Consider the following 24,490-nt stretch of genomic DNA (forward strand, 5'->3'; position numbering starts at 1 on the left):
TACTAGGGTAAGCATCGCTTGCCCCGTTTTTTGGTAGGAGGGCCATTGTACTAAGGCAAGCATCGCGTGCCCAATTGGGTGAGCGTTGCTCACCCTAGTACGAGTTGCTCACCCTCCTACAGAGGCCAGACTATGCCATTTGTTCCCACACGAGCGGCAAGAACACGCCGCTCGGCGCGCGCACGGAGAGATCGCAAAGCGGTGTCGCCTCGGTGGATTCCGGATTGACTTCGACGACAAATGCGCCGGCTCGTTTCGCGATGGAGACCAAACCGGCCGCCGGATACACCGCCGCGCTCGTGCCGGCGACGATAAAGACTTCCGCCGCCGACGCGACGTGCTCGGCGCGCTCCCACGCGACTTGTGGTAGCATCTCGCCGAACCACACAACTCCCGGCCGCATCAGCGTACTGCACGAGCAGACGATAGGTCTGTCTGCATCGAATTTCGGCCGCGCCGGCCCGCCTGAAATCGAAACTTCCCTCGCGCAGCCGACGCACCGCCACGTTCGAATGCTTCCGTGCAGCTCGACCACGTTTTGCGATCCGCCCTCCACGTGCAGCCCGTCGACGTTTTGCGTCAGCAAACAGAACGCCGCGTCGCGTTTGCCGAAGCTGCGTTCGATCCGAGCGAGCGCGACGTGACCGGGATTCGGGTGCGCTTCCAGCACCATCTGCAAACGCATCCGATACCACCGCGTCACCAGCTCGGGTTCACGCGCAAAGGCCTCCGGCGTTGCAAGGTCCTCCGGCCGATAGCCGCGCCACAGCGCTGTCGCTCCGCTGCGAAAAGTCGGAATGCCGCTTTCGGCGGATATCCCGGCGCCCGTCAGCACGGCGGCGTGGCGCGCGCGCGAAAGCCATCCAGCGATAACGCCGGCAGCTTCTAACCCGGCGGCCAGCCGAAATGCCGTCCTGCCATCACGTGCATATGCAGATGGAAAACTGTCTGCCCTGCCTGCGGTCCTGAGTTGAGCACGACCCGATAGCCGCCGTCCTTCACCGCCGGCTCGCCCATCTTCGCGGCGACACTCATGAGCTTTCCGAGCAACGCCGGCGCGTTGCCGGCAGCGGCGGCGGCCGGCAGATCGGCCAAATGCGCGCGCGGAACCACCAGCACGTGACTCGGCGCGACGGCGTGGATGTCGGTGAACGCGACGACATCTTCATCTTCGTACAAGAAATGCGTGCCGAACTTGCCCGCGACGATCTCACAAAATATGCACGTCTCAGTCATGTGGCCCTCCCGCGAAAGACATGGTCTCGAAGTGCAACCCACTATCCGGGCTCGGGATATAGCCGAGCACGTCGGCGTCGAAGACGATCGGCGGGGACGTGTGGACGATCGCCACCACCGGCGCTTGATCCCGAATACGCGCGAGCGCCTCGCGATAGATTTTCTCTCGCGCCGCGCGATCCAGGGTCGAACGTCCGGCCAGCATCAGCCGGTGAAACGGCTCATCCATCCAAAACGCAGTGTTGTTGGCGTCGGGCGCGACCGCGCTATCTTTGTCCAGCAGCGGATAGAGAAAATTATCGGGATCGCCGTCGTCGCCGGTCCAGCCCATGAGCGCGAGATGATGTTCGCCGCTGCCGACCTTCACGAGGTACATTCCCCATTCCATACCAGTGAGCGTCGTGGTGATCCCTACCGATCGCAGCTCGCTCTGTATGGCCTCCGCCACGCGCTGCGGTTCGGGCACGTACGGACGCGGCAGCGTCATGTACCACAAGGGCATGGAGAACCCATGAGGATATCCCGCCTGCGCGAGGAGTTTGCGCGCCCCGGCCGGGTCATAGGGGTACGCCGTGTTCACGCCGTGCGGCCAGACCTCCGGCGGAACGAATTCGGTCGCGACGATCGCCGCCGAATCGTAAAAATTCTTGACGATCGCATGCGTGTCGATCGCCTCGTTGATCGCGCGCCGGACCAGGACGTCGTTCAGCGGCTTCAACTGATCGTTCATGGATAGATACATGATATTGTTCGGCGGCTGCCGATAGACGCGAAACTTGGCATTGGCTTGCAGGGCGGGAAGGTCGTCCGGGCGCGGAAACTCCAGGCCGTCGATGTCGCCCTTTTCGAGCTCGAGCACCGCAGTAGCCGGGTCGGGGATGTCGCGCACGACGACGGTGCCGATCTTCGGACGTTTTCCCCAGTATCCGGACCACGACTTCAGCGTTATGTGGTCGTCCTTCACCCACTCCGCTACTTCGTACGGTCCCGTGCCGCTCGGCTGCGTGTAGTAGTTTTCGCCAAGCGTCCGAAGCGCTGTGGGCGACGAGATCGAAAAGGCCGGCATCGCGAGATCGGCGATGAATGTCGCGACAGGCGAGCGCAACTGGACGCGGATTTCGTACGGCGAAACCACCGCGACCGACTTGATGACACTCGGGTACGACCCGAATTGGCTATGGAAGTACGAGAAATGCGGATCGTCTTTCATCCAGCGATCGAAATTGTACTTGACGGCCGCAGCGTCGAACGGCGTGCCGTCTTGGAAGATGACGCCGCGCCGCAGGGTAAACGTGTACGTCCGTCCGTCGGCGCTCGATGTCCACGAAGTGGCCAATTGCGGTTCGGGCGTGAATCCGCCCAAGTGGTAGTGGGTCAATCCTTGCAGCGTCACGCGCGCGATATTGAACGAAAGACCATCGGTGGCGATGGCGGGATCCAGCGACACCGCATCTTTGTTGCGGCCGAATACGAGCGGCCGGTCTTGTGCCGGCCCGGAGGCACAACCGGCGGCGAGGATCGCGGCGGCCGCGGCTGCCGCCGCGAATATCCGTCGCACGCTCTAGTGGCTCAACGACATCAGATTGAAGTCTTCCGCGGTGTCCGGATTCGGTATGAACCCGTTCACGCCGGACCGGAAGACGGTCGGCGGCGAATTGTGCGCGATAGGAACGGCCGGCACTTGATCGTGCACGAGCAATATCGCTTTTCTGTAGATCGCGTCGCGTTTCACGGGATCGGTTTCCACTTGGCCCGCCATCATCAACGCATGAAAGGCATCGTTCTTCCAAAAACAGACGTTGTTCGCACCGGGCGGTCTCGCGCTGTCCTTATCGAGAAGGGCGTAGAGAAAGTTGTCGGGGTCGCCATTGTCGCCGGACCAGCCGTAGAGCGCAAGGTCGTGTTCGCCGCCTTGGACTTTCGCGAGGTAAACGCCCCATTCAAAACCCTGCATCGTGGCTTGGATGCCGACTTTCGCAAGATCTTGCTGGATCGCTTCGGCGACGCGTTGCGGCTCCGGAAGATACGGGCGCGGCGCGGTCATGAACCAAAGATGCGTGGTGAATCCGTGGGGGAAGCCCGCTTGCGCGAGCAATCTGCGCGCGTCGACAGGATCGTACGCGTACGGCGTGACCACGCCGTGCGGGCGTACGGCCGCAGGCAAGAACTCGTCGGCCGGAACGGCAGATGGATCGTAGAAGTCGCGCACGATGGCACGCGTATCGATGGCCTCGGCGATGGCGCGCCGCACCAGCACGTTTGTAAACGGCGCATGCAATTCGTTCATCGACAAGAACATGAGATTATTCGGCGGCAGGTGATAGACGGTCAGTTTGGGATCTTTGCGGATCTGCGGCAATATGTCGGGTTGAGGGTATTCCCAACCGTCGATGTCGCCGTGCTGTAGCGCGAGCAGCGAAGTGGAGGCGTCCGGTATGTCACGCAGGATGACGGTCTTGATCTTCGCCTTCACACCCCAGTAGTCTGGAAATGCCGTCAGCGTGATGTGATCGTCCCTCACCCACTCGGTCAGCATGTATGGGCCGGTTCCGATTGGGTGAAGGAAGTAATTCTCGCCTTGGCTCTTCACCGCGGCCGGCGAGGAAATGCTGAACGACGGCATGGCGAAGTCGACGAGCAATGGTGCCACCGGCCGCGTGAGACCGAATTCCACCCGGTCGGGCGCGAGCACCGTCACGCGCGCGATCGTGCCCGGGTAACCGCCAAATTGGCTGGCGTAGTACGCAAAGTCGCCCCACTTGTGATACGGGTTGTTCGTGAACCGCCAGCGGTCAAAGTTGAATTTCACCGCGTCTGCGTCGAACGCCGTGCCGTCGTGGAATTTCACGCCGTTCCGCAGAGTGAAGATCCACGTCTTGCCGTCTTTGCTTTCCGTCCAGGAAGTGGCCAAGCTTGGCTCGACATCGAACGAACCCGGTTTGTAACGCGTCAAACCCTCTGACGTGGAGCGTGCGACGTTCAGCGAATTGCCGTCCGGCGCCAACGCAAAATCCAAGGACACCGCGTCTTTGTTGCGCCCAAAGATCAGCGTGTCGCCCGCGCTTGTCTGTGGGCCGCCGCATCCTGCATTGAGCAAGGTCACCGCGAAAAGAACGAATGCCGCGCGCATGCCGGCTGCTACGATCCGGAGATGATGAAGGACCATTTGTATTCCAGCGCATTGCCGGCGGTATCGATGCCGCGAAGCCTCACGGAAACCGGGCCCGTGCCGAGATCGTCTTGCGGAAGATACGAGATGAAATCGGACGTGCGGATGGCGGCAGCCGAAACGTCGATTCCATCCACCCATAGTCGAAGCGAATCAACCTGCATTCCTAAATCTCCGAGCGTCGCGAACGTGGCGAATAGGCTTGGACGCCGGTTGTTGACCGAAGCGCCCGACGCCGGTGCCGCTTCTCTGACGGAAGGCGGGGTGGTGATGATCGTGAGCGGGTCGGCGGCGACCGCCTGTGCGCGGACCGTGCCTTTCGCTGCCCGCACGATGATGGGCGCGTTGATGAAATTCGTGCCCACTTGCACGTCGAAGGAACCTTCGTAGCGGCCGGGCTGTGTCTCCGGCATTTGAACGCCGCCCACGAGGTCTCCGATATCGAATGAGACGTCGGCGCCGCGCGACCCGTTTGCGACGACGTCCAGCACTTGACCGGCGCGCAGCGCCTGGTCGGCGTTGTCGCTGACTGAGTCGATACGCAAAGCATCGGGTTGCGGTGCGGCAGTCGCCGTGGAACCCGGCGCCGCCGGGGAGAGCGCGACGACGTCGCGGACTTTGCCCGTTTTTGGATCCGCCCGCACCGTGACCATATCCGCGGCTTTCAGATCGCCAAGGGTCGCAGTTTGTCCGTCGAGAGAAACGGCGGTGGCCGCCTTGTCGCCGTTGACCACTCGTCCATTCGTCAAGACCATGCTCCAACCGGCGACGCTGGCCACCGTTCCGGTATAGCCGGTGAAGATATCTGCGATCGAGGCGAGCGCGCCGGCACCGTCAAGCACCGCGATAAGTGTGTCGCCCGGCCGGACCTGAGAGATGGACCCGTTGCCCGTGATGTTGCCGCGCGTCTCGCGAAATTGGATCTTGACGCCGGGCGGCACCGCGATGCGATATTCCTGTTGATCGACGCCGATGTAGACCGCGGGTGAACTCCCGGTGAGATCGACGCGATTCACCGTGCCCTGCAGCGTGCGAGAGAGCGCGACTTGCGTCGACGAAGCCGCTCCCGACGGCACAACAGAGCTGTTGGCCGACGTGATCAGCACCCGGTGCGCCGGGCCGTCGAACGCGACGCTGGCGCCAAGGCCGGCCGCAAGCGAACGCAGCGGCAACATCACGCGGCCCTGCATGAGAAGCGGCGCCGCGTTGAGGGCGACGCGCTGGCCGTTGACGAGCGCGCTTGGTTCGCCGATGCGCATGACTACTTGGCGGACGACCGTCGTGAAGGTGACGGTCTTCGCATGGCCGTCGAAGGCGACATCGGCGTTCAACGCACCGGCCGCCGACCGCAGCGACACGTACGTCTTATCCTTGACGGTGACGACTGAACTCGCGGGCAGCTTCGTGCCGTCCACGAACACGACCGTCGCGGGGCCGCCGATGAGTGCGGCAAGGACGAGAGCGATCACAGGCGCAGCGCCTCACGGTAGACGTCGGCGGTCATTCGCGCCGTGCGATCCCAAGTGAATGCTCGCGCGCGGCTGCGCCCTCGGGCGCGAAGCGCGTCGATCTCGGGTCCTCCCGCGATCACGGTCTTCAACTGTTCCGCCAACGACGCAGCGTCGTCGTGCGCGAACGTGAGCGCGGCGTCGCCCGCGACCTCGAGCAGCGCCGGCGTTTGCGAGACGATCACCGGCGCACCCGCCGCCATCCCCTCTAGCACCGACAATCCAAACCCCTCATACGATGACGGCTGCACCGCAGCCGCGCATCCCGCGTACAGCGCTACGAGATCCTCTACGTCCACATGCCCGAGCGGCACAATTCTTCCGTATCTCGAAGCGTACCTATCGCTCACAAATGTGAACGGTCCGTCCTCGGTCAGCGCGAGATCGCATGGCACTTCCAGCTTGCTCCACGCTTCCGCAAGCGTTTCGAGATTTTTGTGCTTGCGGTGATTGCCGGCGTACAACACGTACGGTGCGAGCAGGCCGAACCGCTCGCGCGCTGCGTGAGATCTCACGGCGCGCGCCGATTCCTCGACGTAGTATTTTTCTGCGACGCCCAACGGAACCACGCGCACTGAACTTTCAGCAAGATCGAGATGACGTTTGAGATCCGGCAATGTGGCGCGAGCATCGGTGATCACCGCACGCGCGGCGTGAGCGAGCGGTTTTGCGACGAACGTGTAGTACACCGGAATCTTCCAGGAGAAGTATTCCGAAAACCGGCGGTGGATGAGATCGTGAATGGTGTACACGAACGGCACGGGCGAGAATCGCGGAGCATAGACCGACATGAAGTGGCTGAGATCGGCGCGGCCTCGCATAAGCCGGGGAAGCGTGACCTGTTCACCAAATGAAAAATTGGCGGCGGCTGCATCGCTGATCCGGATCACCTCGACGCTGGGAGCGTGAATGTCGGCGTTGGTCACGATTATGAAATTGAGATCGGGGGCTACGCCCGGCAGGCGAGCGACGAGCTCGCGCACGTACGTTTTCATGCCGACGGACATCTGGCGCGTGAACCGAGCGTCCAGTACCACGTTCGGCGGCGGCATGGGCGCTCGTTCGACTTGTAGGGCTTTTGGCCTTGGTCGTGGCCACGCGACCTATAAGGGCAGAGTATGATTGGTCACTTCTAATCAATTCGCCCCATAGTTGGCAGGGTGTGGAGTATGTTACGTCACAAAACAGTTCTTCGCCTATTTATTCGTCGGACCGGGCGAGAAAGACCCTGAGGAGGGGCGCGGTGGGCCTGACCGGGATACTTTTCGCATGGAGCGCCAAGGCTGCGCAGGCATCGCGCGAGCGCGCCCATTTGCGACGGTCGATGGCTGACACATCGGTCCTCACGTCCATCTCAACAGGTCAGCTGGCTCCGGTGCGACTCGTCGATCTATCGGTGAGCGGCGCTCGCATCCAAACCACCGCGCAGATCAAACCGGGCGACGAGATCTGCCTCTCATTGCGCGTCGCGAACGGCACCGAACTGCAATTGTCGGCACTTGTCATCCACACGTTGTACACCTATGACGCGTCCGGCGCGGAATTCGGCGTACGTTTTCACTCCACGCACGCCGCCGACCGCCGCTTGCTTTCGCAATACATCGAACGTCAGGCCGCTCGCGTCGCCGTCGCTGCCGACTAACCCAATCGCGCTTTCCATTTTACCGCCGCCGGGTAACACGCACTGCCCGCGCAGACGTATGCCCCGCGCCAGCCATCGAGCAGTCCTCGGCGACCTATCAGCAGCCACAGCGCGCGCACCGGCACCATAGCCAGCGCTGAGACGAGCGACCACAGCCCGACTTTGCCGCGCACGCCCTCCGCTTCTATCGCCGTGTAGCGCGCGAATTTGCGCCGGTACGTGAGGACGTCATCGTACGACCGGTGTTCGAGCGGCGCATTCAACTGCACGCAAGCGCCGGAAACACGCCACGTCTCGTGAAGCGCCTGCGCCGAGTCCTGATTGCGCGCATCGAGAACGGCGCTGCCTTTTCGGAAGAGCCGGATCAAACGATCGGGCCACCAACCCGCGCCTCGAATCCAACGCCCGCAGAAGAAATTCATCCGCGCGACCGAGTACGCGTTGATATCCGCTTGCGGTTGCAGCGCCATTATTTCGGCACGTAATTCGGGAGTCAGCCGCTCGTCTGCGTCCAGCATGAAGATCCACGGCGTTCGGACGAGCGCCGCTGCGTCGGTCCGGGCTTTGCTGAATCCAGACCACGGTTGCGAAACGACCTCTGCGCCGAGCGCTCGTGCGATGCTGGCCGTCGCGTCGGTCGATTCGGCATCGTAGACGAGGCGAGGCGCATCGTCGGGCAACGAACGCAGACAGCGTTCGATCCTGCTCTCTTCGTCCTTCGTCAGCACGACGAAGGTGACGTCGGCGGGACTCAGGCGATGTCGCGGTGGGCTGCGTCTGCGGTGCGCGCGCGCTCGAATTCGACGCACGCAGCCACGAACCGCCCGTATAACGGCGCGGGCCGAGTGGGCCGCGATTTGTATTCCGGATGCGCTTGCGTGCCTAAAAAGAACGGATGCGCCGGAAGCTCGATGACCTCGACCAGATCCGCCGCCACATAACGGCCCGAGAAGACCATGCCGTGACGTTCGAAGATCTCGGTGTATTTATTGTTGAATTCGAAACGATGGCGGTGGCGTTCGCTGATATCCAGCTCGCCGTATGCTTCGGCGGCAAGCGAGCCGGGTTTGAGCGTGCAGGGATACGCGCCGAGCCGCATGGTGCCACCCATGACTTTGAGGTTGCGTTGATTCTCCATGAAATCGATGATCGGATGCGGGGTCTCCGGTTCGACTTCGCGCGTGTGGGCGAAATCCAAGCCGCAGACGTTGCGCGCGAATTCCACGCACGCGAGCTGCATACCGTAACAAATGCCTAGGAACGGCACCATCTTCTCCCGGGCGTGTCTGATCGCAAGCATCTTGCCTTTGATGCCGCGCGCGCCGAAGCCGGGCGCCACGAGGATGCCGGCGACGCCGTCGAGCGCCTCAACGCCTCGCTCTTCGAGCGCTTCAGAGTCGATGCGCACGATTTCAACAGCGACATTTTGCGCGACGCCCGCGTGATAGAGCGCCTCGTTGATCGAGATGTACGCGTCCTTGAGCTCGACGTATTTGCCGACGAGCGCCACTTTGACGCTGCCCTTCGGGCGTTGGATGTTGCGCACCATGGCGCGCCAATCGTCGAGGTCGAGCTGCCGGTCGGTGAAGCCGAACTTGCGGCAGACCTGATCGGCCAGTCCTTCCGCTTCCAGATTGAGCGGCACTTGATAGATGCTCTGCGCATCGCGGCTCTGCACGACCGCCGACGCCGGAACGTCGCAGAAGAGCGCGATCTTCTCCTTCGTCTCCTGGGTGAGGGGAAATTCCGTCCGGCATAAGATGGCATCCGCCGAGATGCCGATGGCGCGAAGTTCGCGCACCGAATGCTGCGTGGGTTTGGTTTTGAGCTCGTCGGCAGCGCCGAGGTGCGGAACGAGCGTCAGATGGATGTACATCACGTGATCGTCGCCGACTTCGTGCTTGAATTGCCGGATGGCTTCGAGGAACGGCAACGATTCGATGTCGCCAACCGTGCCGCCCACCTCGACGATGCAGACTTCCGCATCGCCGGCTTCGGCCACGCGCTTGATGCGGTTCTTGATCTCATTCGTGATGTGCGGGATGACCTGCACCGTGCCGCCGAGATAGTCGCCGCGACGCTCTTTGTCGATGACCGCGCCGTAGATCTGTCCGGTGGTGACGTTGTGCAGACGCGAGAGATTCTCGTCGATGAAGCGCTCGTAGTGGCCGAGGTCCAAATCGGTCTCGGCGCCGTCTTCAGTGACGAACACCTCACCGTGCTGGTAGGGGTTCATCGTGCCCGCGTCCATATTGATGTACGGGTCCAACTTTTGGATGCTGACTTTGATGCCCCGGCTCTTGAGGAGCCTGCCGAGCGACGATGCCGCGATGCCTTTGCCGAGCGACGAGACAACACCGCCCGTGAAGAATATGTACTTGCTCATGGACGCCTCGCAAGCAATGTCGAGATGCATAGGAAACGGCGACCCATTGGCCGCCGTTCGGTAGATCTGGTTCCCGGGGTGCGCAAGGAGCGCGTCGCCTCCGGCGACCCGCCGGGGCTCGACGTGCGATTGGCCCGGACGCAATCCATGTACTTTGAGGTTCGCGCGGACGCGAGGCGTTCCTGCCGCGAAAGAGTTCGCGCCGCGTCGTGAGAACCCAAGCGAACACGATGAAACGCATAGCGCTCGTCATAGCGTTGTTTTTGGCGATAGTACCGGCGGCGCCCGCTCGCCCGGCGGCACTTCCGGTGTCAACTGGCCTTCATCCGTGCTCGCCCACGTCGCCCTTCTACTGCGGCACGATCGTCCGAGCGGTCGACCCGAGCGGCACAATTCCCGGGACGATTGGCATTCACTTCGAGTGGCTGCCGCGCGGCGATCAAGGCGCTAAATCCGAAGGCGTAATTATCGCCAACGAAGGCGGTCCCGGTTCGGGTTCGACCGAATCGCGCGCGAGTTATCGCTCGTTGTTCGCCCCGTTGCTCGATCACCGTGATATGCTTCTGATGGACAATCGCGGCACGGGCGATTCGCGTGACATCGATTGCGAGCCGCTGCAAAGCACGCCGGTCATGAAATACCCCGATATCGAGCGATGCGGCGCGCAACTTGGGCATGCCGCCGCTCTGTACGGGACCGGCCTCGCAGCGGACGACCTCGCCGCCATTATGGATGCGATGCACATTCGCACGGCGGACCTGTATGGCGATTCGTACGGCACGTTTTTCGTGCAGACATTCGCAGGCAGACACCCTCATCGCGTGCGATCGCTGATCCTCGACGGCGCCTATCCCGTGGTCGGTGAGTCGCCCTGGTATCCTGAAGCGCCCGCAGCCGTCCGCCGGGCATTTAACGCAGTGTGCCGCCGGGCCCAAGCATGTGCTACGTTTCCCGGCTCGTCAATGGATCGTATCGCCGAATTGATCGCGTCATTGCGTAAGCAGCCGGCGAGCGGGATGGCGCCGGTCGGCGATCGCATGCGGCAAGTGACGGTTGCCGCGACGGATCTTGCGTTTGTGATGGATGCGAGCGGCCTGGCGGTCGTACCGTTTCGAGAACTCGATGCCGCCGCGCGCGCGGATCTCGACGGCGACGCTCTGCCGCTGCTGCGGCTGACGGGTGAATCGTACCCGGTCAATGAGAGCGCGGGTCCTGCGTTCTACTACAGCCGGGGCCTATTCACGGCGGTCAGTTGCGCCGACTATCCGCAGGCGTTCGGCGCAAGCGAACAAGAACCGGCGCGACACGAACAATGGCTGGAGGCGCTGGATGAAAAACGCGCGCATGACCCGGATATCTACGCGCCGTTCAGCCTCGACGAATGGCTCGACATGCCTCCAGACTACAGTGTGCTAACGCTGTGCTTGGATTGGCCAGTGCCGCTTGAGGCCTACCCGCCTGGTCAGCCCGTTCCGCCCGGCACGGTATTCCCCGACGTTCCGGTGCTCGTCATCTCCGGCGAGATCGACACGATCACGCCCGCGGCGCAAGGAGCGAAGGCGGCGGCGTTATTCCCGCACGCGACCCAAGTCGTGATGGCGAATAGCGCCCACGTCGACGCGATGGAAGACCCATTCGATTGCGCATCGCGCATCGCGCTGCGGTTCATCGCGACCCTTCAAACCGGAGACACGTCGTGCGCAGGAGTACTGCCGGAGTTGCGCACGGTGCCGCAGTTTGTCCGCCATGCGCGCGATCTTGCGCCTGCCGATCCTCTGCCCGGCAACCAAGGCCGCGAACCGCAACTGCGGGCCACCGCGGCAGCGGTTCAAACCGTCGGAGACTCTCTCGCCCGCACGCTTTGGGATCCCGGGCCGAAAGTGCTCGGCTTGCGCGGCGGTTCGTTCACGTTTGCGTTCGCGGGCAACGCCTACGACTTGCAGCTCGACGGAGTTCGATGGACGGAAGACCTCGCGGTTACCGGCACCGCGCGATCCGTGTTCGGCACGGGTGCCGTCGAGTCCAGAATCGCGATCCACGGCGTTTCGAATGGCACGCTCTTCATTCGCTGGAAAGCATACGATCGCCACGCGATCGCGACGGCAACCGGAACGGTGGATGGAGAAACGGTCCGCGCGACTCTTCCCGCGCCGTGATCTGCGGCGTACCTTGTCAAGCCCAGTCGCGAGGATGCAAATAGGCGAGCGCCGCTTCCTCGCGGCTTCCCGGCTCTGGCGCGTACCCGTATTGCCAACGCGCCAGTGGCGGAAGCGACATGAGAATAGATTCCGTCCGGCCTCCCGTCGCTAGGCCAAACGCCGTCCCTCGATCATAAATAAGGTTGAATTCGACGTAGCGCCCGCGCCGGTACAGTTGGAATTGACGCTCTCTGTCGGCGAACGGTTCGTCCCGGCGACGCTCGACGATGGGCGCATAGGCATGGATGAATGACGACCCGCAATCCCGCACGAATGCGAAGTCGGCGTTGAAGTCGTCGCGCAGGTAATCGAAAAAGATGCCGCCGACTCCGCGCATCTCGCCACGGTGCGGCAACGTGAAATAGTCGTCGCACCAACGCTTGAAATGCGGATAGTGTGCGGGATCGTGGCGATCGCATGCGGATTTCCACACGGCGTGGAAGTGCTGGCAATCCTCGTCGTACGGATAGTACGGCGTGAGATCGCTGCCTCCGCCGAACCAACTGTCATCCCCGCGCTCGAAGTAGCGAAAATTCGCGTGGACGGTCGGCACCATCGGATTATGCGGGTGCAGGACAAGCGAGATGCCCGTTGCGTAAAACCGGCGCTCTTCTCCACCAAGCTTCTTCAGCGCGATATCGTCGAATTCGCCCCACACCGCGGACGAGTTGACGCCGGCCTGTTCAAATACGGCGCCGTCGGTCATCACCGCCGTGTCGCCGCCTCCGCCACCGGGCCTCTGCCAGATATCGTGCACGAATTTGCCGCGTCCGTCGCAGGCTTCCAGAAACGCGCAGAGATCGGACTGCGTCTGCTCCACCCACGCGCGGACGGAACTTGAGGCCGTCGTGAAAGCGTTGCTCGCGCCGGTCATTCGCGCTCCGGCTTGGCTAATGCAACAACCACGAGTCGCGCTCTATCGGATAGGTCTTCGCGAACTTCGACCCGCCCGTTTGTAAATGCCGTTCGTGCGAGCGCCGCGAGTTCGTAGGCGTTATGCGGCCCGCATTCGCAATAAAGCGATCCGGTACTTCGCAGATAGCGCGGCGCCGCGACCAGCATGCGACGATAGACGTCGAGCCCGTCGGCACCGCCGAATAGCGCAAGAGCCGGCTCGTGCTCGCGGACCTCGGCGGCAAGATCCGGATCATCGGAGGCGACGTACGGCAGATTCGCGACGATCGCGTCGAATGTGAGACTTGGAGGAACCGGTTCGAAGAGATCGCCCTGCAACACTGTGATGCGGTCGAGGAACAAATGCGCTTCGACGTTCGCGCGCGCCACCGCAAGCGCGGCATCGCTCGCATCCACCGCCCAAAGCTGTGCGCGCGGAAGCGCGTTTGCGAGCGCGCAGGCGATTGCTCCGCTACCCGTGCCCATATCCAAGATGTCGACAGATCGCCCCCGCCAATCTTCAACGACCGCCTCAACCAGCTCTTCGGTCTCCTGGCGCGGCACGAGGACGTGCTTATCGACCGCGATCCGTAGACCGCGAAACTCTTTGAAGCCAACCAGGTACGCGATCGGCTCGCCGGCCATCCTCCGCGACGTGAGATCCGCAAGTCTTTGCGCGCGGCTGTGATCCATCAAGTTGTCGCCGTACGCCACGACTGCTGACGCGTCGAGCCCGGTGACGTGACCGGTCAACAGCCGAGCCTCGAGCCACGGCGCTTCCGAGACGGTCGCCAGTCGTCGGCGGCATGCCTCGACCGCTCCCGCGATCGTCAGAGGTTTGTCCGCAGCCGTAGGATGCACGCGTCCCATGATCTTACGCGACGGCATCGCCGTCCGCGAGCCGGCGGCGTTCTTCATCGGCGAGCAACGCATCGACGACGATGTCGAGATCTCCGGCTAAGATGCCCTTGAGGTTGCCGGTCGACAATCCGATGCGATGATCCGTCAGCCGGTCTTGCGGAAAATTGTAGGTGCGGATCTTCTCGCTGCGGTCCCCGGTGCCCACTTGCGCGCGCCGCGCCGATGCTGCCGCTTCGGACTGCTCGCGCAGTTTGGCTTCGTAGAGGTGCGCGCGCAGCAGTTGCATCGCGCGCTCGCGGTTTTGGAGCTGGGACCGTTCTTCTTGGCATGCGACGACGATGCCGCTCGGACGGTGGGTGATGCGGATGGCCGATTCCGTCTTGTTGACGTGCTGTCCGCCCGCGCCTTGCGCGCGATACGTGTCGATTTGAAGGTCGACCGGATTTATCTCGATCTCAAACGCCTCGACTTCCGGCATCACGGCCACGGTGGCGGTGGATGTGTGGATGCGGCCACTCGCTTCGGTGGCGGGTACGCGCTGCACTCGGTGCACGCCGCTCTCGTGTTTGAACAAGCGGTATGAACCCGCGCCCTTCACGCCAAGAATGACTTCTTTGAATCCGCCGGCCTGAGTTTCCACCGTGCTCACAAGCTCATGCTTGAGTTTGCGGGCCTCGGCGAATCGCGCGTACATCCGCATGAGATCGCCGGCGAACAAGCTTGCTTCGTCGCCGCCTGTGCCCGCGCGGATCTCTACGAAGATGTCCTTGTCGTCGTTTGGATCTTTCGGCACGAGCAGCATCTTGATGTGCTCGGTGAGTTCGGCCGTACGTGCGCGAAGAGATTGCACCTCGGCGCGTGCCATCGCGACGATGTCGGGATCGGTGTCGCGCGCCATGCCTTCGGCGTCGGCGAGTTGTGCTAGTGCGGCCTTGTACTCGTCGTAGGCGCGCACCACCGGCTCGAGCGAAGCGCGTTCCTTCGCGAGCTTTGTGCTTTCCTCTTGATCGTAGTTTGCGCCCATAGCCGCCATTCGCGCTTCAATATCTTTGAAGCGATCTTCGACGGCGGCTAGACGGGCTTCGAGTGTTGATCTTTGATCCATGTGCGGAATTCCTCACGATCGAGTGGCGATCGCTATCCCGCTACAACTTTGGGGCGTTGGCGTCCGTCGCGTCGGCCTGCGTGGAATCGGATTTGTTCGCGACGGTTTCGGTTGTCGACGTGGCTTCGGTTGACGCCGTGGCATCGGTTGACGCGGCGGCTTGTGTCTGCTCTACCGCTTCGGCATCGGTCGCCTTAGGCGTTGCCGCGGCCTTCGGCGCCTTGTCGGCCTTCGGTGCGCCTTCAGCCTTTGGCGCCTTCGGCGCACGCGGCGCGCGGGGCGTCTTCGCCTTGACCGGCTTTTCTGCCGGCGGAGTTGCGGTGTCGGCGGGTGCCGCGATTGCGTCGGCCACTGCGACGGGCTCCGGCGCTGGGCTGGGTTGTGTTACAGCCGGCGTGGCTTCGAGCACGACCGGAACCTCCGGCGTTGCAAAGGCTTCTTGAGGTGCGGCGGTATCTGTCGAAGCTGCTGCGGCTTCCGGTGCAGCCTTCGCAACGTCCGGTGACGCTGCCGCCTCCGGTTGATGCTCAACAGGCGAAGGCTTGATCTCCGCTGTGGTCTGGGCCGGCGCGGCCTCGACCTTTGCGGGCTTGGCGGGGGCCGGTGGCGCGGCGGCCTTTGCTTCCGCTTTCTTCAACTTCTTGCTGGACACCGCGCCGTATTTCGTCATGAACTTCTCGACGCGGCCTTCGGTGTCGACAAATTTCTGTTTTCCGGTGAAGAACGGATGACACGCAGAACAGATTTCTACGTGCAGTTTCTCTCGCGTCGAACCGGTGGTGAATTTGTTTCCGCATGCGCATACGACGTGCGCCTCATGCCATGCTGGGTGGATCTTCTCTCTCACGTGACTTGCCTTTCGATGCGCTGCCCGGCGGTTGACTAAATGGGATTTTGGCAAGACGAGTTGTGGTTCGTCTTGTGTCCCGCATACCGCCACGTGCGCCGAGAAATAGTATAACACAGGGTGGCAAGGCCCGGCTGTCGCGCTGCGACTTGACACCCACCCTTTTTCGCGGGAAAACCCCGCCACAACGCAGTCCAAGGAGGATCGTACCATGGCTTGGCTTCCTATAGTAGCGACCGCTGCCGAGCTCATCGGCCAGCATGCCACCGACGCGGCGCAAACGGCCATGCTCGGTATGGATGAAACCCATCAGCTCATGCTTCAGGCGCGGGAAATGGCCCACCAGGAGGTCATGGACGATCGATCAGAGCGCTTCAACGAGGCGATTCAAGAACGGTCCGAGCGCATGCGAGAACGATCTCTCCTCGACGATCTGAACATGACCGATCGAAAAATCGACGACAAGCTGACGAAGGATTGGATCGGTCTCATCCGCGGACAATAGCGGGCACGTAATCGATATGGTAGCAAAGCGGCCGGTACACCCGGCCGTTTTCAATGCGCCGTCTCTTCTGCTTCTCGCACAGTCTTTTCGTGCGCCTGCGTCAAGACTTTGTTGGCTGCAAGGGCATTGACCGACGTGATGTTCGACGACTCGTCCTGTTGCGCGATTTCCGCATGCGCTTCTATCGCGATGTGTTTCAGGACTGCGACCGGCTGCGAATCGGCCGGCATGTCCGCGACGCGCTGACGCTGGTCGAGATCGGTCACCTTATCGACGGCGTCTTCGGCGATGAGCAAAACAGTATCGGAGACCGTGGTCTTGACTTCGCGAATATTGCGGCGCATGGTGCGCCCTAGGCGGTGCGCTTCTTGCGCGGTCTCATCTTTTTCATCCATGATTTCGGTACTTTCAGCGTTTTATGAGTATATCTAAGTTAACGGCCGACTCTGGTCGTGACGGTAGTATACTGATGGAATAGTCTTAGTTCGCCGTCGCCAGTCAAAAGTCCGTTGAATCGCGGCGAACTGGGGATGCGACTGTGTGCTTGCGGTCACTCTGCAAACTTAAATGGTGGGCGATACACGATTCGAACGTGTGACCTCGTCCTTATCAGGGACGCGCTCTAACCAACTGAGCTAATCGCCCGGAAGACCCCATTTATACGGCGCCCTACTCTGTGGTCCCTCCGGTCAACGCGTGATAGAGAACGCGCAAGCGCGTCAACTTTCGTCCTTCCGCAAGCGCGTTTAATCGAATTATTTGTGCATTGTGTCTCCTGAGCGCATGCTATCTAAAGCTAGCATTGGCATGGCTCGGACGGCACGCGGTAGAATGAATCCAGCCTGGGGGATTAGCTCAGTTGGTAGAGCGCGTGCTTTGCAAGCATGAGGTCAGCGGTTCGAACCCGCTATCCTCCACCAAGAAAACTTTTATCCCGCAAGTGTTTGCGGGATTTCGCTTTTCTCTATCCGCATCAGCACGGCCCTGGACAGGCGCATCCATGGATCGACCCGTGCGGCTAACACCGGCTTCCCAACGCGTTTCCATACGACGAAGGTTTCTTGACGATCGATTATAAGAACAGCGCAAAGCTTCATCAGTCGCGAAGTCTTCCCAATCGGAATTTCAATCCCATATTGTGCCACACGCTCAACCCACCGGCAAAAAGCGCTCGACGGAGGAGACGACATGCCGAGAAAGACCGACCGGACGAGAATAGTCGGCACTAAGGGTAGAGGACACGCCACTGCTCACGACGAGAGCCAGCGGGCTTCTGATCGCCCGAACCGCTAACGACCTAGTACGTGAAGATGTATTTCGGCACGGGAATCACCGGGCTGCCGACGGCGAGGCTGATCTGCTCGTGTTCCGTGAGCGGTATCGTGCGAGGATCGATGCTCGTCGTCCACGGTCCGCCGCTCGTCGGTGTAATGATTTTCACCCATACAGTCCCGGTGTAACCGGCCACATTTGTCGGGTCGAGCGGCTCGCCCCAGACGGCGAAGAAATCGCCCAGCGTAAATCCGAGATCGCGCGGTGCCTCGTAATGAATGATGCCGCTCCGATCGTGGGTGTGCATGTAGTAAAAGCACGAACCGCCGATCACCTGATTGCCACTGTGGTTATACGTCCACGGTTTGACGATGCCGACGGCCCACGGAACCATGATCTGGGTACCGGTCGGATCGAAGATGCTCAGGTGAATATGGATGTGAAACGCCGGCGGCATGTCTTTGTGGCACCCGAGGTGCGGCGCGATCTGTTGACCTTGGCCGCCGGAAGCCGTATCGCCGTCGGGAAAAGTGTTGACACCGATCGACATTCCCGGCACGAGCCGGACGCGGGTGCCGTCGACGACGTGCGGCGCCCCACTGCCGCTTGAACCGATGCTCGCCGGGGACGACCCGTTTGCGTGGATCGGCGCAGGCGCGGTGGATTGCGTGCTGCACGCGGTGAGCGCGACAGCAATCGTCGCAACGATCGATCGAACGACTCCGAGTTTACTAAACCGCATGATTGTCGATCCCTTCATTGGTGAATGCCCTTTCAATCGTGATCGCGATTTCATCGAGCAGATTTCGCGCGGTTTGGCGCGCGATATGCTTGCCGACAATCGCGTCGAAGGCATCGCCGATGACCGCGAGCGGCGGATCGTAGCTTCCGTCGAGCGTGATGAAGCTCGCACTTACCGTCTCTTCTGCTTCGACGCCGACCGTGCCGGTGAATTTGGGAAAGACGCCTCCGCCCTCAGGCTCCCACGAGACGGCCATAAGCTGTTTGATGGCATCTGGCTTTGCGATCGGTGAAAAGTGAACCGAGACGGCCTTAGATACCGCGACGCAGCGGTCAATGCCCAATCGTTCAAGCGGGACCTTGACGGTCAAGACGATCCTGCCCGAACCTTCAGATTCGATGTCTCGGACGAATCGCCCAAAGTAGCCGCGCGCTTCGGAGAGCGGTACTTCCACCGACCGTCGTTCGTAGACACAGCCCATTATTGCAGAGCCTCCATCGTGAACTTCTCCTGCCATAATACTTGCACGGGCGGAAGATGATGTGAAGGCCAAAGGGGGTACGACTTCACACGGACTTCGTCAATTCCACTAGGCTACAAAGTACATTATCGCCATGGTTGGCATCGTCGAACAACGTCATATAAATGTCCCGCTCCAACTGGCGGCGGGCTACCTCAGGCAATACATCCGCGAGGTCTTCACAAAGCACAACGGCCTGCTGACGCTTTCGGTGTCATCGCCGACGCGCCGCAACGGGTCGCATGTCCAGCTACAAGAAGACGTCATCGTCGACTTCGCAAAGATGGTCCACTTAAAACTGCTCACGGGTCAGACCGCAATCGTCTGGCGACCCGTTCATGGCGGCGGGCTGATTCCGTCGTTCACCGGACAGCTTACTCTTGAAGACGCCGATGACCGCGAATCGTGCCGGCTGTCGCTTGAAGGATCGTACACGCCGCCGCTGGGGCCCGTCGGTGCGGCATTCGACGTCTTAGTCGGTCACACCATCGCAAGGGCCACAGCACAACGTCTTTTGAAAAGCATCGCACAAGACTTGGAAATCATGCATCGCGACGCACGCATGAAGCGTTCGCCGACCCATCGCGAGAGGTGCGGCTCGTCCTGAACGTATCCGACCTCGATGAGGCCGCCGACAGCGAAATCTTTCGATTGCGCCATCGTCAGGTGTAGCAGTGCTTTTATCGATTTTCCGACACTCTAGAAGAGGGCCGACAATCGCGCGACCGTTTTTCAAGCATGAGGTCAGCGGTTCGAACCCGCTATCCTCCGCCAACGTGGATCGGCGACGCGGCGCGACGGCACGTACATTCCTTTAATTTTAAATAATGGAGTGCATCGCCAGCATCGAGGGCCGAGAGCCGCCTCGATTGGAATACCACGCGGAACGGCCGAGTATCGCTGCACAGACCGTTCGTAATTGCGTCGAGCGCTAGGGCCCTACTTCTGTTGAATCGGAGTTGATAGGACCCGGTGCGGTCACGCTTGTATCGCGGGCTTCGATGGCAGTCCGGAGTACGCCGTTCGAAGAACAATCGTGACAGACCGTCCAAGAATTCACTCTTACCACTTGATTCCTATCGTTGTCACATAAGTCGCATTTCATTGGGCCAAACCATATTCATTCGGCGCCTTGCCGAAAATAAACCTATTCGCTGCTCACTTTGGCTAGCTAGCCGGCCCGCTCCGTGAAGCGGCACGCCTCGAAACGCCAAATTGTTTGCAACCATTAGCCAGTGCAACTGAGCTGATCGATTTACCGCAGCGACGACTAGCCGCCGTTAAAGACCAAATAGTCCGTCCGCATTACACAGATCGCCGACCTGTTACCAGGTTGTAGATCACACCGATGACGACGATGACGATCAAGATATTGATGAGCGAGCCGCCGATGTGGCCTATGAGTCCGACTAACCATAGCACGAATAAGATCACGATGACGGTCCATAAGACGTTTGCCATGCTGTACCCCTCCCGCTCAAGAGCGGAGATCACGAATGAGAGTAAGTGCGAACTAGTGGTCGAATGAGAAATCTCGTCTGACAGGCGTCGCCGATCTGCGCATTCGCTCTGTTAAATCGTCGAGCGAGACGGATACGTGATAGTGGCGATGTCGCTTATCGAGGGCGGCACTCGACTTCACCGGCACCGCGGGAACTACTGCCGGATCAGAAGCTGGGAGAATTGAATTAAGCATCCTTAGTGGTTCGCCAGTCGCTAGTGGCCACCCGCGAATTGTAAATATTATTAGTCACGTTCGTGTTTCGAAGCTTTCAAAAGACTGGAGCCCTTTTCGCGTCGCCTTACTGTATCGATGCCCATGTATTCCGCTGGAACATTGCTCGTCACCGAAAGTCGCGTTGGCAGACCACTGAATGGGTATAAGGACTTCGTTGCGGCCGGTTTCCGTCCGCTCTCTCCTATGACCCGTCAAAGGCGAACGACTTTGAAAATTCAGAACTTACGCGATCTTTGGATCGGCGAATTGAAAGGTCTCTACCACGCCGAGACCCAGATCCTGAAGGCTCTCCCGAAAATGGCAAAGGCAGCGGAAGACAAAGAACTCCGCGGTGCTTTCAAGGAGCATCTGGAGCAGACGCGGGGGCACGTCAAACGGCTCGCTCAGATATTCAAGCTCATCGGAGTGCCGGCCAAGGGCAAGCAGTGCAAAGGTATGGAGGGCATTATCGCCGAGGGTAAGGCGATGCTTGAAATGGATCTGCCCGAACCCGTGGGAGACGCTGCCCTGATCGCGGCCGCACAGCGCGTCGAACACTACGAGATTGCGGCGTATGGCACCGTTCGCACATATGCCGAAGTCTTGGGCGAAGCAGACGCTGCCAAGTTGCTTGAAGCGACGCTTAAGGAAGAGAAAGCGACCGATGAGACTCTTACCGGTATTGCGGAACAGGTGAATGCGGACGCGGTGGAACGCAACGGTAAGGCCCAAATCGCGGCAACGCCAGGGCAGAATAGCAACGGCAAAGTTAAGAAGAAGCGTCAACCGGCCCGCGCCGCTCGTTGAACGCGGGCGAAGGAGCGATGCCGAGCATGCGGCCCGCTCCTTTTCTATGTGAGGCGCCTCAGAAGGTCGTAAAACTAGCGTTGCCAGTACAATCCCGCTGTGATGCGTTCCAATTTTCCGGCTGCCCGATCAGAACTAATCGAGGGCCAGGACGGAAATCTCTCGTTGGAACTGATTGCGCCACACCAAGCTGGGGGTCCAACGAGTCAGATGCCTCTGCGGACTGTCATTGAAGTCGGGTCAAGGAGCGTGAGCAAAGACCGCGTCTTCGAAGCAATCGTGATCGGCGGGGGCTCTGGCGGTCTTGCGGCTGCGACGGCTCTGAAACAGGGCGGAATGCGCCGAGTCGCAGTTGTCGAGCGTGAACGCGTGGGAGGGGAGTGCGCCTTTTGGGCATGCGTCCCCTCGAAAGTGTTGCTAAGGGCAGAGCAGCCCGTAACCGATGGGAAACGCGTCCCTGGTTCAAAACCACTTTCCGACGAGCGGCCAGATTTCGCTCAGGCGGCGGCATGGCGAACGACGATGGTCGATCAATACAGCGACGCAATTCATGCGTCCGAATTGGCGAAAGCACACGTCGACCTGCTGCGCGGTACGGCCCGAATCGAAAGCGCTGGCATCGTCTCAGTCGACGGCGAGCGATATCGCGCCAAGCATATTGTAATAGCGACGGGCTCCACCGATGCGATTCCCGACATCCAGGGACTAAACGACTGCCCATATTGGCTATCGCGCGACGCGACCGCAGCAGACGCCGTGCCCGAACGCCTTGTTGTCTTGGGCGGCGGGCCCGTTGGTGTCGAACTTGGGCAAATGTTTGCGCGGTTCGGCGCCGAGGTCGTACTGATTGAATCATCGTCTCATATTATTCATAACGAGAGCGCCGGTATTGCGGAGATCCTAACACAACTACTGAAAAATGATGGCGTTACGATCTCGACCGGAGCGAAGGCGGTGAGCGTTGCCTGTGATGAGAGCTCCGTGAGCGTGCACCTTGATAACGGTAAGACGATTTCGGCTTCGAAGCTTCTCGTGGCGACCGGCCGCAAAGCGCGAACGGTCGATTTGGGCTTGGAACTCGTCGGGATAACGGTTGACGATGGGGGCAATATTCCAATCGATGATTCGTGCCGAGCAGCGGCCGATGTGTACGCCGTTGGCGACGTCACCGGGAAAGCGATGTTCACGCATACGGCAAAATATCAGAGCCGAATAGCAGTAGCCGCGATACTAGGCCATCCTGAAAAATCGTCCTACGACGCTGTGCCTCGGTGCATATTTACTGATCCGGAAGTCGCGTCGGTGGGAAAGACGCAGGAGCAGGCGCGCGAAGCCGGGATCGATGCGATTTATGCGCGTGTCAACTTTGACGAAATCACAAGGCCGGCGCTCTATTTTGAGGATATCGCGAAAGGCGCCGTTGAACTCATCGCCGATAAGACGACGAGGCGATTGATCGGCGGATGGATAGTCGGACCGATGGCAAGTGAGATGACCGGGTTCATAAGTCTGGCTATTCAGAGCGGAGCTGAATTCGATACGCTTCTAAGCATAATTCAGCCGTATCCGACATTTTCTGAGGCGTTTTTCGTAGCAGTAGACAGGTTGGCAACGCAGGTCAAATACGGCTAGACTTTGTTCTACCTTCGACGTGAGCCCGGCGCTGCCGCTGTCTGGATGCGCAACAAAGGTCGCGCAGACGGGCTTCTAGCGCGGCAACCTCAGCTCGGGCCGACGTGCTTCGACCGGCGCCATGTATTCGGGCGATAAGGCCATCCAATGTGTGCAATGTTCGCATACCAGAGGAGTGATTACGTCGGCGGTGGCCGACATATCTTGATTGCAGACAAGGCAAACCATCAATCGAGACCGAGAAGTGCTATGTCGGCGTCGAAACAGTTCCGCCACGATAGGCTAGGGTCGAGCACATCGAAGACTGCTTCGGTCATCATATTCGCGGCGAGCCGCACGTCCATCGGCTGAAGTGCGTCGTCTATTCGATCTAATAGGACGGCTGCAATGGCGTTTCGTGCGTCGCGGAAGGTTCGAAGTGAAACTGTCATAGGAGGGTCTCTCTTTAGATTCGTTGAGGGACCCTTCTACTTCGACACAGGCACGCGGGAACCGCTTGTGGATCGCAAAGTAGTCAGAGGTCTGATGCTTGGTGCGAACGTCGTCACGCTCTCTCTTGTGGGCCACGATGGTTGGACAGTTGGCAGGTAGTCTTGACCTCTTGCCTGCTGCGAGTTAATTGCCGGCGGCAACCCCTGCGTGCTAGCGATTTCGTCGAGAATCGTTCCATCGCCATTATCAAATTCGCCAATAGGGTCCCGTGATCGACATTCCCCCGGATTGCGTAGCTTGGGCTTTGTTGCCGCGAGCAACTGCCGGATCTGCCGATCAACTGCGATTGCGGGCCAACCTAACGCTCGATGAATACCGACCGCGAAAATGTCAATGCATTGAAGGCTGCAAATTCCAAACCCAAAGTTCAGACCATTCAGAAGGCGACGTCAAAGCCAAGTAAGGGCCCAGAATCTCGACGCATTCGCGAACAACTGTGCTAAGATACTAGGCCGTTACGCGCGCTGATCCGACCAAGCTTGACGGCAGCTCTCGGCCGTCGATGCCGCCGTCAGAACGCTAGAGTGTTGGTCGTGGTAACGCCTTGTATGATCGCCGAAACTTGCTCCTTCACAAATAGGCTCTGGCCGGGGAGTGGATACTTGGCTCCGAAAACGACGTTGAACAGGCCTGAGACATAGAGAGTATTCTCGTGGCAATCGATCACAAGTTCAATGGGAAGATTCCCCTGAGGCAGCGGCACTTCAAGCGATGCAGTCTTCGAGCCCGGCGAGAAGACGTCGATGCGATGCAATCTGCTATTTGCAGTTCCAGTTTCATCGACAACAACGTTGCCGCTAGAATCTACGGCGACACCCTGTGGATCGGACAGCGTCATGCCAATTACGTGGCCCTGACTGGAGCCCGGAGCAAACTTCTCGATGCTACCCGAGCCGCTCGGACAGGTGCGGTAGCCGACGTACAGGTTCCCATGACGGTCAAAGGCCATCCCGTCGG

General features: G+C 60.4%; 22 protein-coding genes, 2 tRNA genes and 1 pseudogene. 7 read left to right on the forward strand and 18 right to left on the reverse strand.

What is annotated here, in order from left to right; genetic code table 11:
* Positions 1–130 precede the first annotated feature (130 nt).
* Genes VII69_05600 through VII69_05625 form a run of 6 tightly spaced genes read right to left on the reverse strand, consistent with a single transcriptional unit; the run spans position 131 to position 6,965 of the window.
* The gene (locus VII69_05600; GenBank protein ID HEY5094566.1) at positions 131–901 is read right to left on the reverse strand and encodes an NAD-dependent deacylase; all 771 of its coding nucleotides are present in this window, start codon (positions 899–901) and stop codon (positions 131–133) included.
* The gene (locus tag VII69_05605) at positions 886–1,236 is read right to left on the reverse strand and encodes an HIT domain-containing protein (GenBank protein HEY5094567.1); all 351 of its coding nucleotides are present in this window, start codon (positions 1,234–1,236) and stop codon (positions 886–888) included. The genes VII69_05600 and VII69_05605 overlap by 16 nt, the downstream gene beginning before the upstream one ends.
* Positions 1,229–2,794, reverse strand: coding sequence for an ABC transporter substrate-binding protein (locus VII69_05610; protein HEY5094568.1), 1,566 nt, complete (start codon positions 2,792–2,794; stop codon positions 1,229–1,231). Before VII69_05610 ends, VII69_05605 begins: the two co-directional genes overlap by 8 nt.
* A gap of 3 nt (positions 2,795–2,797) precedes the next feature.
* Complete coding sequence (locus VII69_05615) at positions 2,798–4,402, reverse strand: ABC transporter substrate-binding protein (protein ID HEY5094569.1); 1,605 nt, start codon at positions 4,400–4,402, stop codon at positions 2,798–2,800.
* Positions 4,375–5,874 carry a copper amine oxidase N-terminal domain-containing protein gene (locus tag VII69_05620; GenBank protein HEY5094570.1) on the reverse strand — a complete coding sequence of 500 codons (1,500 nt, stop codon included), beginning with the start codon at positions 5,872–5,874 and terminating at the stop codon, positions 4,375–4,377. The genes VII69_05615 and VII69_05620 overlap by 28 nt, the downstream gene beginning before the upstream one ends.
* Entirely contained in the window at positions 5,871–6,965 is a 1,095-nt protein-coding gene (locus VII69_05625; protein ID HEY5094571.1) for a glycosyltransferase family 1 protein, read from the reverse strand. The genes VII69_05620 and VII69_05625 overlap by 4 nt, the downstream gene beginning before the upstream one ends.
* A 191-nt stretch (positions 6,966–7,156) precedes the next feature.
* On the opposite strand from VII69_05625, the gene VII69_05630 reads away from it, so the two are divergent.
* Positions 7,157–7,555: a PilZ domain-containing protein gene (locus tag VII69_05630; protein ID HEY5094572.1), complete on the forward strand. Its 399-nt coding sequence runs from the start codon at positions 7,157–7,159 to the stop codon at positions 7,553–7,555.
* Here VII69_05630 and VII69_05635 read toward each other — a convergent pair.
* Both VII69_05635 and VII69_05640 read right to left on the reverse strand, forming a co-directional pair.
* Positions 7,552–8,364, reverse strand: coding sequence for a glycosyltransferase family 2 protein (locus VII69_05635; GenBank protein ID HEY5094573.1), 813 nt, complete (start codon positions 8,362–8,364; stop codon positions 7,552–7,554). The genes VII69_05630 and VII69_05635 overlap by 4 nt on opposite strands.
* Complete coding sequence (locus VII69_05640; protein HEY5094574.1) at positions 8,307–9,941, reverse strand: CTP synthase; 1,635 nt, start codon at positions 9,939–9,941, stop codon at positions 8,307–8,309. Before VII69_05640 ends, VII69_05635 begins: the two co-directional genes overlap by 58 nt.
* Positions 9,942–10,171: 230 nt before the next feature.
* Between VII69_05640 and VII69_05645 the strand changes: the two genes are divergently transcribed.
* Positions 10,172–12,097, forward strand: a complete 1,926-nt coding sequence (locus VII69_05645) for an alpha/beta fold hydrolase (protein HEY5094575.1) — start codon at positions 10,172–10,174, stop codon at positions 12,095–12,097.
* 16 nt (positions 12,098–12,113) lie between these two features.
* On the opposite strand, the gene hemF is transcribed toward VII69_05645, so the two are convergent.
* The 4 genes and pseudogenes from hemF to rpmE form a co-directional block, all read right to left on the reverse strand.
* The gene (gene hemF, locus VII69_05650; GenBank protein ID HEY5094576.1) at positions 12,114–13,013 is read right to left on the reverse strand and encodes an oxygen-dependent coproporphyrinogen oxidase; all 900 of its coding nucleotides are present in this window, start codon (positions 13,011–13,013) and stop codon (positions 12,114–12,116) included.
* Positions 13,010–13,951 carry a peptide chain release factor N(5)-glutamine methyltransferase gene (gene prmC, locus VII69_05655; protein HEY5094577.1) on the reverse strand — a complete coding sequence of 314 codons (942 nt, stop codon included), beginning with the start codon at positions 13,949–13,951 and terminating at the stop codon, positions 13,010–13,012. The genes hemF and prmC overlap by 4 nt, the downstream gene beginning before the upstream one ends.
* Positions 13,908–14,999 (reverse strand): peptide chain release factor 1, encoded by a 1,092-nt coding sequence (prfA, locus tag VII69_05660; GenBank protein HEY5094578.1) that lies wholly within the window; start codon positions 14,997–14,999, stop codon positions 13,908–13,910. The genes prmC and prfA overlap by 44 nt, the downstream gene beginning before the upstream one ends.
* Before the next feature lie 646 nt (positions 15,000–15,645).
* Positions 15,646–15,846, reverse strand: a pseudogene (rpmE, locus tag VII69_05665) (50S ribosomal protein L31).
* Between the two features lie 211 nt (positions 15,847–16,057).
* On the opposite strand from rpmE, the gene VII69_05670 reads away from it, so the two are divergent.
* A complete protein-coding gene (locus VII69_05670) occupies positions 16,058–16,351 on the forward strand; it encodes a hypothetical protein (GenBank protein ID HEY5094579.1) in 294 nt (97 codons plus the stop codon).
* Positions 16,352–16,401: 50 nt separating this feature from the next.
* Here VII69_05670 and VII69_05675 read toward each other — a convergent pair whose 3' ends face one another.
* A complete protein-coding gene (locus VII69_05675; protein HEY5094580.1) occupies positions 16,402–16,746 on the reverse strand; it encodes a hypothetical protein in 345 nt (114 codons plus the stop codon).
* Between the two features lie 173 nt (positions 16,747–16,919).
* Positions 16,920–16,996 (reverse strand) — tRNA-Ile (locus VII69_05680).
* A gap of 199 nt (positions 16,997–17,195) precedes the next feature.
* Between VII69_05680 and VII69_05685 the strand changes: the two genes are divergently transcribed.
* A tRNA-Ala gene (locus VII69_05685) sits at positions 17,196–17,271 on the forward strand.
* Between the two features lie 377 nt (positions 17,272–17,648).
* Here VII69_05685 and VII69_05690 read toward each other — a convergent pair.
* A complete protein-coding gene (locus tag VII69_05690; protein ID HEY5094581.1) occupies positions 17,649–18,383 on the reverse strand; it encodes a hypothetical protein in 735 nt (244 codons plus the stop codon).
* Positions 18,355–18,819, reverse strand: coding sequence for a hypothetical protein (locus tag VII69_05695; protein ID HEY5094582.1), 465 nt, complete (start codon positions 18,817–18,819; stop codon positions 18,355–18,357). The genes VII69_05690 and VII69_05695 overlap by 29 nt, the downstream gene beginning before the upstream one ends.
* Positions 18,820–18,979: 160 nt before the next feature.
* Here VII69_05695 and VII69_05700 point away from each other — a divergent pair, with 160 nt between their 5' ends.
* Complete coding sequence (locus VII69_05700; protein HEY5094583.1) at positions 18,980–19,492, forward strand: hypothetical protein; 513 nt, start codon at positions 18,980–18,982, stop codon at positions 19,490–19,492.
* Positions 19,493–20,190: 698 nt separating this feature from the next.
* On the opposite strand, the gene VII69_05705 is transcribed toward VII69_05700, so the two are convergent.
* A complete protein-coding gene (locus tag VII69_05705; GenBank protein HEY5094584.1) occupies positions 20,191–20,346 on the reverse strand; it encodes a lmo0937 family membrane protein in 156 nt (51 codons plus the stop codon).
* A 376-nt stretch (positions 20,347–20,722) separates the two neighbouring features.
* Here VII69_05705 and VII69_05710 point away from each other — a divergent pair, with 376 nt between their 5' ends.
* Together VII69_05710 and VII69_05715 are read left to right on the forward strand one after the other, a co-directional pair.
* Complete coding sequence (locus VII69_05710; GenBank protein ID HEY5094585.1) at positions 20,723–21,409, forward strand: ferritin-like domain-containing protein; 687 nt, start codon at positions 20,723–20,725, stop codon at positions 21,407–21,409.
* Positions 21,410–21,619: 210 nt separating this feature from the next.
* Positions 21,620–23,041, forward strand: coding sequence for an NAD(P)/FAD-dependent oxidoreductase (locus VII69_05715; protein HEY5094586.1), 1,422 nt, complete (start codon positions 21,620–21,622; stop codon positions 23,039–23,041).
* Between the two features lie 1,003 nt (positions 23,042–24,044).
* Here VII69_05715 and VII69_05720 read toward each other — a convergent pair.
* On the reverse strand, positions 24,045–24,490 hold a 446-nt coding region (locus tag VII69_05720; protein ID HEY5094587.1), incomplete at its 5' end, for a hypothetical protein.

The organism is Candidatus Eremiobacteraceae bacterium, from assembly GCA_036511855.1.
Lineage (GTDB): Bacteria > Vulcanimicrobiota > Vulcanimicrobiia > Eremiobacterales > Eremiobacteraceae > JABCYQ01.

Coding starts and splice junctions, on each gene's coding strand:
- VII69_05705 (HEY5094584.1), bottom strand. CDS start 20,346: ATGGCAAACGTCTTATGGACCGTCATCGTGATCTTATTCGTGCTATGG.
- VII69_05605 (HEY5094567.1), bottom strand. CDS start 1,236: ATGACTGAGACGTGCATATTTTGTGAGATCGTCGCGGGCAAGTTCGGC.
- VII69_05700 (HEY5094583.1), top strand. CDS start 18,980: ATGGTTGGCATCGTCGAACAACGTCATATAAATGTCCCGCTCCAACTG.
- VII69_05645 (HEY5094575.1), top strand. CDS start 10,172: ATGAAACGCATAGCGCTCGTCATAGCGTTGTTTTTGGCGATAGTACCG.
- hemF (HEY5094576.1), bottom strand. CDS start 13,013: ATGACCGGCGCGAGCAACGCTTTCACGACGGCCTCAAGTTCCGTCCGC.
- VII69_05715 (HEY5094586.1), top strand. CDS start 21,620: ATGCCTCTGCGGACTGTCATTGAAGTCGGGTCAAGGAGCGTGAGCAAA.
- VII69_05625 (HEY5094571.1), bottom strand. CDS start 6,965: ATGCCGCCGCCGAACGTGGTACTGGACGCTCGGTTCACGCGCCAGATG.
- prmC (HEY5094577.1), bottom strand. CDS start 13,951: ATGAAGAACGCCGCCGGCTCGCGGACGGCGATGCCGTCGCGTAAGATC.
- VII69_05690 (HEY5094581.1), bottom strand. CDS start 18,383: ATGAAGGGATCGACAATCATGCGGTTTAGTAAACTCGGAGTCGTTCGA.
- VII69_05670 (HEY5094579.1), top strand. CDS start 16,058: ATGGCTTGGCTTCCTATAGTAGCGACCGCTGCCGAGCTCATCGGCCAG.
- VII69_05640 (HEY5094574.1), bottom strand. CDS start 9,941: ATGAGCAAGTACATATTCTTCACGGGCGGTGTTGTCTCGTCGCTCGGC.
- prfA (HEY5094578.1), bottom strand. CDS start 14,999: ATGGATCAAAGATCAACACTCGAAGCCCGTCTAGCCGCCGTCGAAGAT.
- VII69_05615 (HEY5094569.1), bottom strand. CDS start 4,402: ATGGTCCTTCATCATCTCCGGATCGTAGCAGCCGGCATGCGCGCGGCA.
- VII69_05675 (HEY5094580.1), bottom strand. CDS start 16,746: ATGGATGAAAAAGATGAGACCGCGCAAGAAGCGCACCGCCTAGGGCGC.